The sequence below is a fragment of the Pedococcus sp. P2_D9 genome, from assembly GCF_056404275.1.
The window spans coordinates 24315-37624 of record NZ_JBFUEI010000019.1; the positions used below are offsets into that span (position 1 = coordinate 24315).

The 13310-nt window shown below is 69.6% G+C and carries 13 protein-coding genes; 4 read left to right on the plus strand and 9 right to left on the minus strand.

Features of this window, described 5'->3' with window-relative positions; genetic code table 11:
• Window positions 1–184 precede the first annotated feature (184 nt).
• Window positions 185–784: a DUF4126 domain-containing protein gene (locus tag AC1DXJ_RS20005; RefSeq protein WP_477624264.1), complete on the plus strand. Its 600-nt coding sequence runs from the start codon at window positions 185–187 to the stop codon at window positions 782–784.
• A gap of 46 nt (window positions 785–830) precedes the next feature.
• Window positions 831–1601 carry a CPBP family intramembrane glutamic endopeptidase gene (locus AC1DXJ_RS20010; RefSeq protein ID WP_477614643.1) on the plus strand — a complete coding sequence of 257 codons (771 nt, stop codon included), beginning with the start codon at window positions 831–833 and terminating at the stop codon, window positions 1599–1601.
• Here the strand turns inward: AC1DXJ_RS20010 and rsmI are convergent.
• On the minus strand, window positions 1594–2427 hold the full coding sequence (rsmI, locus tag AC1DXJ_RS20015) for a 16S rRNA (cytidine(1402)-2'-O)-methyltransferase (RefSeq protein ID WP_477637841.1): 834 nt from the start codon (window positions 2425–2427) through the stop codon (window positions 1594–1596). The two genes, AC1DXJ_RS20010 and rsmI, sit on opposite strands and share 8 nt — an antisense overlap.
• 164 nt (window positions 2428–2591) lie before the next feature.
• On the opposite strand from rsmI, the gene AC1DXJ_RS20020 reads away from it, so the two are divergent.
• Entirely contained in the window at window positions 2592–4148 is a 1557-nt protein-coding gene (locus tag AC1DXJ_RS20020; protein WP_477637832.1) for a dolichyl-phosphate-mannose--protein mannosyltransferase, read from the plus strand.
• 11 nt (window positions 4149–4159) lie between these two features.
• Here the strand turns inward: AC1DXJ_RS20020 and AC1DXJ_RS20025 are convergent, their stop codons facing one another.
• The 5 genes from AC1DXJ_RS20025 to folE all read right to left on the minus strand — a co-directional run bounded on the left by AC1DXJ_RS20025 (window position 4160) and on the right by folE (window position 8952).
• Window positions 4160–4996: a class II fructose-bisphosphate aldolase gene (locus tag AC1DXJ_RS20025; RefSeq protein ID WP_477637833.1), complete on the minus strand. Its 837-nt coding sequence runs from the start codon at window positions 4994–4996 to the stop codon at window positions 4160–4162.
• Window positions 4993–5919 carry a 1-phosphofructokinase family hexose kinase gene (locus tag AC1DXJ_RS20030; RefSeq protein WP_477637834.1) on the minus strand — a complete coding sequence of 309 codons (927 nt, stop codon included), beginning with the start codon at window positions 5917–5919 and terminating at the stop codon, window positions 4993–4995. The genes AC1DXJ_RS20025 and AC1DXJ_RS20030 overlap by 4 nt, the downstream gene beginning before the upstream one ends.
• The gene (locus AC1DXJ_RS20035) at window positions 5916–6929 is read right to left on the minus strand and encodes an ROK family protein (protein ID WP_477637835.1); all 1014 of its coding nucleotides are present in this window, start codon (window positions 6927–6929) and stop codon (window positions 5916–5918) included. Before AC1DXJ_RS20035 ends, AC1DXJ_RS20030 begins: the two co-directional genes overlap by 4 nt.
• A gap of 69 nt (window positions 6930–6998) precedes the next feature.
• Window positions 6999–8222 carry an ROK family transcriptional regulator gene (locus AC1DXJ_RS20040; protein WP_477637836.1) on the minus strand — a complete coding sequence of 408 codons (1224 nt, stop codon included), beginning with the start codon at window positions 8220–8222 and terminating at the stop codon, window positions 6999–7001.
• Between the two features lie 85 nt (window positions 8223–8307).
• On the minus strand, window positions 8308–8952 hold the full coding sequence (gene folE, locus AC1DXJ_RS20045; protein ID WP_477637837.1) for a GTP cyclohydrolase I FolE: 645 nt from the start codon (window positions 8950–8952) through the stop codon (window positions 8308–8310).
• 118 nt (window positions 8953–9070) lie between these two features.
• Between folE and AC1DXJ_RS20050 the strand changes: the two genes are divergently transcribed.
• Complete coding sequence (locus AC1DXJ_RS20050; protein ID WP_477637838.1) at window positions 9071–10150, plus strand: glycerophosphodiester phosphodiesterase family protein; 1080 nt, start codon at window positions 9071–9073, stop codon at window positions 10148–10150.
• A gap of 259 nt (window positions 10151–10409) precedes the next feature.
• Here the strand turns inward: AC1DXJ_RS20050 and AC1DXJ_RS20055 are convergent, their stop codons facing one another.
• From AC1DXJ_RS20055 to AC1DXJ_RS20065, 3 genes are all read right to left on the minus strand, one after another.
• Window positions 10410–10946, minus strand: a complete 537-nt coding sequence (locus AC1DXJ_RS20055) for a SigE family RNA polymerase sigma factor (protein WP_477637839.1) — start codon at window positions 10944–10946, stop codon at window positions 10410–10412.
• Window positions 10943–12025 carry a hypothetical protein gene (locus AC1DXJ_RS20060; protein ID WP_477614634.1) on the minus strand — a complete coding sequence of 361 codons (1083 nt, stop codon included), beginning with the start codon at window positions 12023–12025 and terminating at the stop codon, window positions 10943–10945. The genes AC1DXJ_RS20055 and AC1DXJ_RS20060 overlap by 4 nt, the downstream gene beginning before the upstream one ends.
• 371 nt (window positions 12026–12396) lie before the next feature.
• On the minus strand, window positions 12397–12789 hold the full coding sequence (locus AC1DXJ_RS20065; protein WP_477637840.1) for a hypothetical protein: 393 nt from the start codon (window positions 12787–12789) through the stop codon (window positions 12397–12399).
• Window positions 12790–13310 lie beyond the last annotated feature (521 nt).

Genomic DNA, 13310 nt, shown 5'->3' on the forward strand with positions numbered 1-13310 from the left:
GAAGCCACCCTTTGTCCCTAAACCCGATAAGGATGAGGTATGCCGCGCGCGGACTCCGCGCGCGGCATACCTGCGTCGGGTGGCCGGAGAAGGTGACAGCCGCGGAGGCGGAACCGCGCATTTCGCACCGGCGTCGAATAGACATGTCTTCACAGGTGCGCCGCACCCGCACAGGAGGTGGCCGATGATCGCTGCACTGACCGGCATGGGGTTGTCCGCGGCAGCGGGGCTCAACGCCTACATCCCGTTCCTCGTCGTGGCGCTGATCGCCCGGTTCACGGACTTCATCACGCTGCCGCAGTCGTATGCGTGGATCGAGTCGTGGTGGGCGATCGGGATCGGCGCGGTGCTGCTGCTCACCGAGGTGGTGCTCGACAAGATCCCCGCGATCGACACCGTCAACGACGCGGTTCAGACGTTCATCCGGCCGAGCATGGGTGGCCTGATCTTTGCCGCCACGTCGGCCGCCGAGGGCCTCGACCACTCGTCCTGGATGACCAACAACCCGTGGGTCGGCGTCATCCTGGGCGTGGTCACCTCAGGTCTGGTGCACGGTGGGAAGACGGTGGCCAGACCGGCCATCAACGCCGGCACGCTCGGGTTCGGGGCGCCGGTGGCGTCGACCGTCGAGGACGGTGCGTCGATCGGGCTGAGCCTGGTGGCCGTGTTCATCCCGGTGCTGGTGATCCTGTTCCTCGTCCTGCTGGCGTGGCTGCTCGTCTGGCTCTGGCTCAAGGTGCGGCGATGGCGCAGGAGACGAGATCGCCGCGCCGCACTCGTATGAGCCCACCCGTCAGGGTTCGTCCAGCCCGCAGCAGCAGACTGGGCGCATGACCGTCGCCGCCGAAGCCCCCACGCGCCGATCCCTCGTCTCCGAGACGGTCCTCGTGCTGGGGGTCAGCCTGGGCGCGAGCGGTGTCTGGGCCCTGCTGTCGCTCGTCAACAAGCTGACCCAACCCGTGGCGCTGAACCGCCAGACGACGGCCATGAACTCCTCCGTCACGCCCGACCGGCCGTGGCTCGACCTGACCTACCAGCTCGTGGGCATCGTCCTCGCCCTCGTCCCCGTCGCCCTGGCCTTGCACCTGTTGTCGCGCGACCGCCCGGACGCCCGGCACGCGATGGGCGCGGACCTGCGCCAACCGGGACGCGACCTGCTCCGTGGCGCCTTGCTCGCCGCCGCGGTGGGGCTGCCGGGGCTCGGGCTCTACGCGGCGGCAAGGGCGCTCGGGCTCAACACCACGATCGCCGCGGCGAACCTCTCGGACCAGTGGTGGACCATCCCGGTGCTCGTGCTGGCCGCCGTGCAGAACGCCGTGCTCGAGGAAGTCGTCATGATCGGCTACCTCTACACCCGGTGGCTCCGTGCCGGCTGGTCGCTGCCCGTCGTCATGGTCACCTCGGCGCTGATCCGCGGGTCCTACCACCTCTACCAGGGCTTCGGCGGGTTCGTCGGCAACCTCGCGATGGGGCTGCTGTTCGGCTGGGTCTACACGCGCACCCGACGGGTCGGCCCGCTCGTCGTGGCCCACACCCTGCTCGACGTCGTCGCCTTCGTGGGTTATGCCCTGCTGAAGGACCACCTCGCCTGGCTCAGCTGAGAGCCGGCTTCCCCCGCGAGACGGCCGCGTCGTAGAGCGCCTTCTTCTTCAGGCCCGTGGTGGCCGCCACGTCGGAGCAGACGTCCTTGAGCCGCTCACCGCCCGCCACCCGCTCCTGTATGCCGGGCAGGGCCTCCTCGACGGTCGTCACAGTCGGCGTCGCCCCGGCCACCACCACGGTGATCTCGCCCCGGACCCCGTCGGCCGCCCAGGCCGCCAGCTCGGCGAGCCCTCCGCGGCGGACCTCCTCGTAGGTCTTCGTGAGCTCCCGGCAGACCGCGGCGCGGCGGTCCGGGCCGAAGGCGTCCGCCATCGCGACGAGGGTCGCGTCGATGCGGTGCGGCGCCTCGAAGAAGACCATCGTCCGCCGTTCGTCCGCGAGGGCAGCCAGGCCGCGCGCCTTCTCCCCCGCCTTGCGCGGCAGGAAGCCCTCGAAGCAGAACCGGTCCACCGGCAGACCGGAGACGGCGAGCGCCATGAGCACTGCGCTCGGGCCGGGCACACACGTGACGCGGATCCCCGCGGTGACCGCGGCGTCGACGAGCCGGTACCCGGGATCCGACACGGACGGCATACCGGCATCGGTCACGACGACCACCCGCGCGCCGGCGCGAAGGCGCTCGACCAGGTCGGGGGTGCGCGACGCCTCGTTGTGCTCGTGGTAGCTGAGCACCGACCCGGCCGGGGAGATGCCGAGGTCGGAGCACAGCCGCCGCAGCCGGCGCGTGTCCTCCGCCGCGACGATGTCGGCGTTGGCGATCTCCTCGGCGAGACGCGGGGCGGCGTCGCGGGGGTCGCCGATCGGGGTGGCTGCGAGGACGAGGATGCCGAGGCCCGAAGTCGCGCCAAAAGTCGCGGCCGAGGTTGCGGCGGAAGTCGCGCCCGAAGTCGCGGCCGTGGTCGCGCCCGAGGTTGCGGCGGGAGTCGCGGCGGAGGTCACGTCGCCATCCTGTCAGGGGTGCCGTAGTTCCTGTGCATACGATGGCGCGCATGACCCGGATCGAGCTGCTGCGATCACGGCTGCTCGGATTCAGGCCATCGGACACCCTGTGGGGGTGGCTCGGCCCGCTGTTCTTCGCGGTCGTGGGCGGTGGCATGCGGTTCTGGTCGTTGGGCCGTCCGCACCAGCTGGTCTTCGACGAGACGTACTACGTCAAGCAGGGTGTCTCGATGCTCGAGTACGGCGTCGAGATGCGCGTGCCGGGCACCATCAAGAAGCCGGACGAGCTGTTCACGCAAGGCACTCCGGATGTCTTTGGGACAGAAGGGGATCTGGTCGTCCACCCACCCGTGGGCAAGTGGATCATCGCGGCCGGGGAGCACCTGTTCGGGCAGACGTCGTCGTTCGGCTGGCGGTTCTCGGTGTGCGTACTGGGGACCCTGTCGATCCTGATGATCGGGCGTGCTGCGCGACGGATGTTCGGGTCGTCACTGCTCGGCACGATCGCGGCGTTTCTCGTCGCCTTCGAGGGCCACCACTTCGTCCAGTCACGGACCGGGCTGCTCGACCTCATCGTGATGTTCTGGGCGCTGGCGGCGTTCTGCGCGCTGCTCATCGACCGTGACCGGGCCCGGGCCCTGCTCGCCGAGCGCGCGGCCGGGCTGTCGAACCATGCGCTCGCCTCCGGGCTCGGTCCGTGGCTCGGGGCCCGTCCGTGGCGGTGGGTGGCGGGCATCTGCCTCGGCCTCTGCGCCGGGACGAAGTGGTCGGGGCTGTTCTTCCTCATGGCGTTCGGGCTGATGACGGTCCTGTGGGACATGGGGGCCCGTCGCGCCGTCGGGGTGCGGCACTGGTTCTCGGGCATGGTCGTGCGCGACGGACTGTGGGCAGCCCTGGTCATGTGCACGACGGCTCTTGCCACCTACCTCGCGTCGTGGGTCGGCTGGTTCGCGTCCAGCGGCGGCTACGACCGTCAGTGGGGCAAGATCCACCCGTCGCACGACACTCCGTGGGTGCCCGATGCGCTGCGTTCGCTGTGGCACTACCACCAGGAGATCTACAAGTTCCACGTCAACCTGCACGACAACCACCCGTACCGGACCAACCCGTGGTCGTGGGTCATCCAGGGACGTCCGACGTCGTTCTTCTACGAGGGCCCGAAGCGCGGGGTGGACGGCTGCCCAGTCGCCCAGTGCTCCAAGGCGATCACGTCGATCGGCACCGTCTCGATCTGGTGGCTCGGCGCGGCCGCCATCCTGGTGCTGATCTTCTACTGGCTGTTCAAGCGGGACTGGCGCGCCGGCGGAATCCTCGCCGGGCTGGCTGGCGGCTACCTGCCCTGGTTCGGGCTCGAGGAGCGCACCATCTACTCCTTCTACACGGTGGCGTTCGAGCCGTGGATCATCTTCGCGGTGGTGTTCGTGCTGGGGCTGGCGCTGGGGAAGCGCACCGACTCGTGGCGACGCCGGGAGATCGGCCTGTATGCCGTGGGCGCCTACTGTGTGCTGACGCTGGCGATCTTCGCGTTCTTCTGGCCGGTCTACACCGCGCAGGTGATCCCGCAGAGCCAGTGGTCGCTGCGGATGTGGTTCCCCAGCTGGGTCTAGCGGATCGGCTGTCACTCCCCGGCGAGCAGGCGCAGCAGCCGGGCGGCCTCGGCCTGGACCGCCGCCCGTCCGGCGCCGAGGTAGCAGCGGGTGTCGACGACGGTCGGGTTGTCGGCAAGGTGGTCGCGCACGGCCGCAGTGAACGCCGAGTTGAGGTGCGTCGCGATGTTGACCTTCGTCATGCCGTGGGCGACGGCGGCCACCAGGGACTCGTCCGCGACGCCCGAGGAACCGTGCAGCACCAAGGGGACCGGCACGGCGGCGCGGATGCGGGCGATCAGGTCGAGGTCGAGCGTCGCCGTGCGGCTCGTCATCGCGTGGGACGAACCCACCGCGACCGCCAGGGCATCCACCCCGGTGTCAGCGGCGAAGGCGGCTGCGTCCGCCGGGTCGGTGCGGACCCCCGGCGCGTGCACGCCGTCCTTGCCTCCGATCTCTCCCAGCTCGGCCTCGACCGAGACCCCGGCGGCGTGGCACCGCACCACGACTTCGCGGGTCGTCGAGCGGTTGCTCGCGTCGTCCAGCTTCGACCCGTCGAACATCACCGAGGTGAAGCCCAGCCGGATGGCCTCGTCGACCAGCGCCACACTCTCCGCGTGGTCGAGGTGCAACACGCAGCGAGCCGACGACGCCTCGGCAATCGCCTTGGTGGCCAAGGCGATCGGCGCCAGAGCCCCGTGGTAGCGAGCAGCGTTCTCACTGATCTGGAGCACCACCGGCAAGCCGGTCTCCTCGGCGGCGCCCACGAGGGCCTCTGCGTGCTCGAGCTGGATGACGTTGAAGGCCCCGACACCGCGGTGGCGGGTCGATGCCTCGGTCAGCACGTCGGCGAGGTTCACCAGGGTCATCGAACGTCCTCCACGAGGGTTTGGGTCTCCAACCGGGAGATGTCCGTCGGATCCACCACGCCTGCGACTGGCTGGAGCACCGCTGCGCCCGACCATGCCACGGCATCGCGCAGGACCTGGTCGTGCGGGCGACCTTCGGCGAGGCCGGCGGCGAGGGCGGCGACCGCCGCGTCGCCGGCCCCCGTCGGGTTTCCCGCCAGCGAGGCGTCCAGGCGGGCGTGCACGGCGGTGCCGTCCGCGGCATACCAGGTCAGTCCGTCGGGGCCGGCGGAGACGACCACGTCACGGGCACCCAGGGCGCGCAGCGCCGCGACGCCGGCGACCACGTCGTCGGTCGCCGTGGCTTCGGCAAGCTCGACGCGGTTGGGCTTGACGATGTCGGGCCCGGCCTCGAGGGCCCTGCGCAGCGGCTCGCCGTCGGCATCGAGGATGACGGCGGCCCCGGCGTCGCGACACAAACGCACCAAGACCGAGTAGCCGTCGTCGGGGATGCCGGGCGGCAGGCTGCCGGCCAGCACCACGACGGACGCAGCGGTCTCGGCCAGCAGGTCGCCGATGTGGTCGAGCAGGGCGCGCCAGGACTTCGGCGACTGCTCCGGCCCGGGTTCGTTGAACACGGTCCCGTCGCCCTCCGAGGCCGAGACCACCGTGAGGGTGCGCCGCGCCTCGCCGTCGGCGTCGGCGAAGCAGTGGCGCAGTCCTCGGGCTTCGAGGTCCGCCCGGATCCGTGCGCCCGTCGCCCCACCGGCGCACCCGGTAACCACGACATCGTGGCCGCACGCCACCAGGACAGAGGCGACGTTGACTCCCTTGCCACCCGCGCGCTCGGTGACGGCCCGCACCCGGTGACTGGTATGCCGCGTGAGCGCGTCGACCTCGTAGGTCACGTCGAGCGCGGCGTTGGGGGTGACGGTGAGGATCACACGGCGTCCCAGATGAGGCAGGCGGCCCCGAGCGAACCGGCCCGGTCGCCGAGGGCGGCGCGCTCGATGGCCGGGGGACGCTGGAAGGTGAGACGGGCGGCGACGTCGGCGCGCAGCGGCGCGAGCAGCACTTCGCCAGCCTGGGACAGCCCACCTCCCACGAGGACGAGGTCGATGCCCGTGAGGGTGACCGTCATGACGACCGCCCGGCCGAGCACGCTGATCGCATCGGCCCAGACCGACGAGGCCAGGGCCTCCCCCGCCGCGGCGCGGGCGGCGATGACCTCGGCGGAGATCGCCTCTGCGGGCTGCTCTGGGGGCTGGTCTGGGGGCTGCCCCTGGGACTGTCGCCGGGAGCGCTCGGCGTAGGTCCGCTCGATCGCGCCGGCGGAGGCCAGCACTTCGAGGCAGCCGCGCTGGCCACACGGACAGGCGGGCCCCGACGGGTCGACCACGACGTGACCCAGCTCGYCGGCCCAGCCGTCGCCGGAGACCACCGCGCCGTCGAGCAGGAGGGCTCCGGCGATGCCGGTGCCGAGGGGCATGAAGAGGGCCTGCCTGCGACCGCGCGCCCCACCCAGTCGCGACTCGGCCAGCAGGCCGGCCCGGACGTCGTGTCCCACGACGACGGGCACCTGGAGCAGGGACTCGACGCCGCCGCGGATGTCGAGGTCCCGCCAGCCGAGGTTGGCGGAGTAGACGCCGATCCCGCGCACCTCGTCGACCAGGCCGGGGACGACCACACCGCACCCCACGAGGTGCACCGCGCGGTCACGGGGAGCTGCGGCCAGGAGCTCCTTCACCGTGGCGGCGACCGCGCCTCCGAGGTCGGCCCCGATGTCGCTGGGGGTCGGCCTCGTCGTCTGGACGACCACGCCGTAGTCGCGGTCCACGAGGGCGGCCTTGATGCGGGTGCCCCCGATGTCGACGGCGGCCACCACCGCAGCGGCAGCGGCAGCGGCAGCGGGGAGCTTCTGGGACTGCCCCGCCATGGTGGACCTCGCGCTCATAGATTCATTCGGTGCCTGAATTATCTCGTCAAGCCACGGTCGGATGTCAAGGCCCGATGTCAGGGCATGTCAGGGCGCGACCACACTCGGATCCTGAAAGACCGTGTCGAGCGAGTAGTGCGCCCCGCCCCGGGCCGCGGAGGTGAGGCCGAGCGTGGAGCCGACCACGCGGCATACCTCGGCGCTGGTGTTGAGGCGGCGCTCGACCACGAGCTCGGCGACGGGGACGACCAGCTGCTCCTCGAACCACGCGAAGTAGCCGCCGAGGACGACCAGGCCGGGGTCGAGGACGTCGACGAGGATCGACACACCCGTGCCGAGCCCCTCGGAGATGGTGGCCAGCGCGGCCAGGGTGCGGGCATCGCCGTCCAGGGCACGTCGACGGAGCTCACGCAGGCGGTCCTCGAGCGGCCGTCCCGGGTTGTGCACCACATCCGACTCGTCCGCGGCGAGTCGCAGGAAGGCGGCGAGCCCGACCATCGTCTCCCAGCAGCCCCGACGTCCGCAGACGCACTGGCGGCCGGCCGGGTCGAGCGGCAGGTGACCGATCTCCCCGGCAGAGCCGTGGGCGCCACGCAGGATGTGGTCGCCAGAGATGACGCCTCCACCGACCCCCACGTCGCCGGAGATGTACAGCAGGTCACTGACTCCGCTTCCCGCCCGCAGGGCGTGTTCGGCCACGGCAGCGAGCTTGGCGTCGTGCTGGATCGAGATGGGTGGATGTCCTTGTCCCAGAAGGCGTTCGACCTCATCGACGAGGCCCACGTCGCGCCATCCCAGGTTGGGCGCGAGCCGCACGACACCGCCGCCGCTGTCGATGAAGCCGGGAGCGGCGATGGTGATGGCGACGCACTGCACTCCTGCTGCGCCCAGTGAGGCCAGGGCCTCGCCGAGGAGCTCCGACACGCGGGCGATGGTGTTGCCTGCAGGGAGGTTGGCGGCATCGATCGGCCGCGTCGACTCGCGGATGACGGCGCCCGAGAGGTCCACCGCGATCAGGCTGAGGTAGTCGACATTGATCTCGACCCCGAGCCCGCACACCCGTCGTCCGTCGAGGCTGACCGTCAGCCCTGGACGGCCCACGGCCCCGGCCCTGTCGGGCTCCCCCTCGACGACCAGTCCCCGGTCGACCAGGTCGGCGATGAGCGTCGACATGGTGGCCTTGGACAGGCCCGTCTCGGCGGCCAGTCGTGCCCGAGACCTGCCCCCTCGGTCACGGAGGTGCCGCAGGATCAGGCCCATGTTCGCGCGACGCATCGAGGCGGGGTCGGTGCGGCCTTCGGCCTCCTGCACGCACAGCCTCCTGACCTGGCACGGGTCTCGGCGACCCCTCCCGGAGAAGGCTAGCAAGAGTTAGTTCACCGCGTGGTCCAACTCGTCAGGCGCCCATCCCCGCCAGCGCGAAGAACTCCTGTCGAGAGCCGGGATCGTCGCGCAGCTGGCCGTGCAGCGCCGAGGTCACGGTGCGTGAGCCGGAGGCGCGCACCCCTCTCAGTGACATGCAGAGGTGCTCCGCCTCGATGACCACCCCGACCCCACGCGGCGACAGGTGCTCCTGCAACCAGACCGCGACCTGCTTGGTGAGCCGCTCCTGGACCTGCAGGTCGCGGGCGAAGAGCTCGACGACGCGAGCCAGCTTCGAGAGCCCGAGGATGCGGTCGCCCGGCAGGTAGCCGACGGTGGCAGTCCCGTGGAAGGGCAGCAGGTGGTGCTCGCAGAGGGACTGGATCGGGATGCCCCTGGCCAGCACCAGCTCGTCGTAGCCCTCGTCGTTGGGGAAGGTGGTCAGCTCGAACTCGCGAGGGGTGAGCAGCTCGGCATACGAGGCGGCCACGCGACGCGGCGTGTCGCTGAGGTGCACCGACGCCGGGTCCTTTCCGAGGGCCAGCAGCAGGTCCGCGACCGCTCGCTCGGCCGCTCCCAGGTCCACAGCTGTTCGCTCGTGCACCACCCGTAGCCGGCCCGCCGGGGGGTGGTCGTCCTGGTCGGCGTCCCGCGCTGCGACGGATTCTAAAAGAGACATGGTTAGACATTAGAAGACGATGCACGAAACCGCAATGCGGCACCGGGACACCGCTGGTTGTGCCGGGGTTCACCCAGGGGTAGCGAACTCGTCGATTTGTCCGCTTAGCGTCCGGGGCATGAGAGCACTACGAGTTGTTGCCACCACAGCCATTGCGGCTGGCCTGTGTCTGTCCGCCACTGGCGTGGCCCAGGCCACTCCCGACGCCGCTGGTCGGGGCGTGTTGCCACAGAAGACGCAGTTCGACCTCCAGGCCCACCGTGGTGGGATTGGCATGACCACGGAGGAGTCGCTGCCCGGATTCGCCAAGGCGTTGCGGCTGGGCGTGAGCACCCTGGAGCTCGACGCCCACGTCACCAAGGACGACAAGGTCGTGGTCAACCACGACCGGCAGATCAGCGCGCAGAAGTGCAAGGACACTGCGCCGGCGTTCCCGGGCGACCCGACGTATCCCTACGTGGGCAAGTACATCAAGGACCTCACGCTCGCCCAGATCAGGACCATGGACTGCGGCTACCAGCAGCTGCCGGGTTTCCCACAGCAGGAGCAGATCAAGGGCTGGCGCATGGCGGAGCTCAAGGACGTCCTGAACCTCGTGAAGGAGTACCGGGCCAACCAGGTCAAGCTCAACATCGAGACCAAGGTGGAAGCCGGTGCCCCTGAGCAGACGGCCCCACGTGAGCAGTTCGTCCGCCGGGTCTACGAGGAGATCCACGCCTCTGGCATCGAGCGACAGGTGACCATCCAGTCCTTCGACTGGGGTGCACTGAAGCTGATGCACACCCTCGCCCCGACCTGGCCGCTCGTCGCCCTGACGAACTACGACTTCCTGCAGGTCGGCAAGCCTGGTGCTTCTCCGTGGCTGGGCGGCGTCGACTCCGATACCTACGGAGGTGACCTGGTCAAGACGGCCGAGGCTGCGGTACCCGGTCTGACGGCGGTGTCGCCGAACTACGGCTTCCCGCAGAACGGCACGGTGGGCGACCCCACGTTCCGCTTCTACCCGGACAAGGAGATGGTCTCCGAGGCGCACCAGCGCGGCCTGAAGGTCATCCCGTGGACGTGCGATGACAACGCCACGATCGAGGCGCTCATGGACATGGGTGTCGACGGCATCATCACCGACTACCCGAACCACGTCCGAGACATCATGGCCGAGCGCGGCATGCGACTGCCGAAGGCCTATCCCGCTCCCTGATCCTGCTCGAGTCGAGGCGGGGCACCTTGCGGTTCGAGGTGTCCCGCCTTGTCGGGCACCGTGCTCCCTCTTCCGGGCCACGCGGCGGTGTCATCGGCAGGCGGGCATGGTGTCCAAATGACAACAGAAGAACCCCGCCCGACCGAGCATGCGAACCCACCGACACTCGACGCCAGACGGCGCCTCTTCGAGCACACCCTGACCACTCGAGGTCATGCTCTTGGCATACGGCACTCCGCCCAATTGGATTCACCGGCAGTCAGGGGGTAGCCGAGGCTGCTGGACGACTGGATGTGGAGGTTGACGGCGTGACCGCAGCCTCCTGCTGGTCTGATGGCTGGTTGCGCAGGCGCGCCAAAGCCTCGCGGGCGTGTGACTTGACGGTTCCCACGGAGATGTTGAGAGCCACAGCCGTTTGGGCCTCGGTCAGGTCGTCGAAGTAGCGCAGCACCAGCACCGCTCGTTGGCGCGGCGACAGCCTTCGGAGGTCGTCGAGGAGTGCGAGGCGGTCAAGGTTCTCGGCACTGGCGTGGGACGACGCTTCGGGGATCAGGTCGGTCGGGACCTCGCGCCAGCGGCGACCGCGCCAGCGGTTCACGGACTCACGCGCGAGGACCTGCCTGACGTAACCCTCCGGTCGGTCCTCGATCCGTTGCCACTTGGGCACCACCTTGATCAGGGCTGACTGCACGAGGTCCTCCGCATCGTGATGGTTGCCGGTCAGCAGGTAAGCGGTCCGCAGCAGGGCTCCTCGGCGAGCGACCACGAATTCCTCGAAGCTGGCGTAGCCGGTCATGACCGACCGCCCGTGCGGAGCGCCTGGCCGATCAGAGCGCTGGCGAAGCTGACCCGATCGGGAGCCCCCGATGCGACCACCAGACGACGGTGCGCCTCATCGACCGGCAGCTCGCAGCGCTGGCTCGAGGGGCAGAACGGAACGGCGGCGTCGAACTCCTCGGCAACCACTGTGACCTCGCCATTGGTCGGGTTCTTCCGCTGACCGAGCAGGACGTCGGGACCGATCACGCCGAGGAGGTTGCAGAGTGCTGGTACGTCAGCCGGCGAACTGTTCAGGGTCTTGGCGTCATAGACGTTGAGCGTTGAACATGACTTCGAGTCGTCGCCGAAGTTCGTCGGTGGGCCCTGCGCGGGCCAACTGGCGACCGCAACGTCAGAACCGCTGTAGGGCAACCGATACGGGTTGACTCGGGTGGGCGCCTTACCCGGCTCCCACAGCCATCCGTCGCCGTCACTGCCTCCCGCGACCAGGCCGTAAAGGTGGTTGTTGTCGACCCACAGACCCCCCACGCGCGTACCGAACCCGAACGCGGACGTGTGGGTCTGGCCGCTGACCAGGTCGCGGACGACCGGCTGCAGGACCACATCCTCTGCCCCCGGACGCGACGTCAGGTGCGTGTAGGCCAGCCTGCGTCCGTCGGGCGACAGCGCGACCCTCACTCTGTCAAGCGCCTCGGGATCGTCACGAGGCAGGTCGATCGAGAGCTTGCCGAACCTCCCGGTCCGGGCGACCAGGCCGACGGCCTCGGGCGAGCCGCCACCCTCGTGCGGGACCAGCCAGACTGCGGCCAGCGGTCCCGGAGCTTCGCCGAGCTCCGGCAGTACCGCCCCCGTCGGGTACTGGATCGGAAGCGGGAAGGCAACGCTCGTCGCCGGCACAAGGTCGATTTGATCGCGATCGCCGAGTCGTAGACCGACTCCCGTGCCGATGGTGCCCACGACCAGGGCAGCGGCCGTGAGGGCCACGAGCTGCCTGCGCTGAGTCCGCTTTCCGCGCGCCCAGAGCTCCGCCGGTGGCGCACCTCCCGTCGGTGCATCGTCGGCCAGGTCCACCAGTAGGTCGCGCAACGTGTCCATGGGCTTCTCCGATCCAGAGTCTCACCCAGGAACACGCCACGGGAGAGGCATTCGGAGGGGTGCGCTACCCGACATAGTCATCGCAGTCAGAGGGGTTGCGGCTGGTGGCTCGACGAGCCTGAGAGCCGGTGGATGGCCACAGCCGAAGGGTGCCGTCGCGCGCCAGCCGAAGGTGGGATTGCCCTTTCCCGCCATCTGAGCGTCCGCCCATGCCGCGCTCCGAGCGGCGCGACGCTCCTATGCTTCGTCAAGCAGCTGTGGCCTGGTTTTCGAGTGCTGCGATGACCAGGCCGAAGACCTGCTGCTGGGCCTCGGTGGAGGCATTGATCGCGGAGCGGCGAGCAGCCAAAAGCACTGACAGTGCTTGGCGTTCACCCCCGGCGCGAGGTGTTCCCAACCGCGGTCGGGCCATCGCTTCCCGGGCAGCGCGGATCGCATCGAGCGGATCGGTCTTCGCGCCGTTGCCACGCGCAGCTCGCTTCGGCCGGTCCAGCTCGATGACGATCTCCGACATCTCCAGCAGGTGACGGCTCAGACCGGCGCCGTGACCGCCGGTCCCCTTCGATCGCCCAAGCCCGCGGCATCGGGTGGTTGTTGGCGAACTCCACCAGCTCGGCATAGCCCTGGGCTGTCGCCTCGACGGTGATCTCGTCGAGGACACCACCGGTCGCAGTATCGACCACGGCTGCGGAGTGGGTGTGGACGTGGGTGTCGACGCCGATGACGACATCGACCACCTCGCGCAGATCGGTCAGACTGTTCATGCGTTCTCTCCTTCGCCGGACGGGATGTGGTTCCGGTCCGGGACGGAGGCTCGGCAGGACTGTGATGAGACACATCCGGCGCCGCTAACGCCGGGTGGTCAAGCTCCTGATCAGGCCAGCTCCTCCAACCGGGCCGGGGCCGGTGACCACGAGCGGACAGGTCGCAAACAAGGCACGAAGGCCAGTCTTTCCGGGGGTCACACTCGCGGTCACCAACCACAGCCCAGCACCATCAGGCTGCGTTGGCGATCCTCACAGTCACTCCGCCGCGTGCGTCCGTCCCTGGCGAGGCGACGTTGGCGTGTGCGGCTGGCATGCCCGTGGAAGCGCTCAACGCGACGTCCGACGACTTCGCCCGCATCGATCTAAAGCTGCCAGGCGCTCGTCCCGCCGTCCACCGACTGACGAATTTGGGCGTTCGGCCATCACGGCCTGCTCACAACTGTGTATCGGCGAGCTCGGAGGGTGTAAGCAGGGGTGGGCGCGACCTGCGCGCTCGTCAACGAGGAGGACCCCGTGGC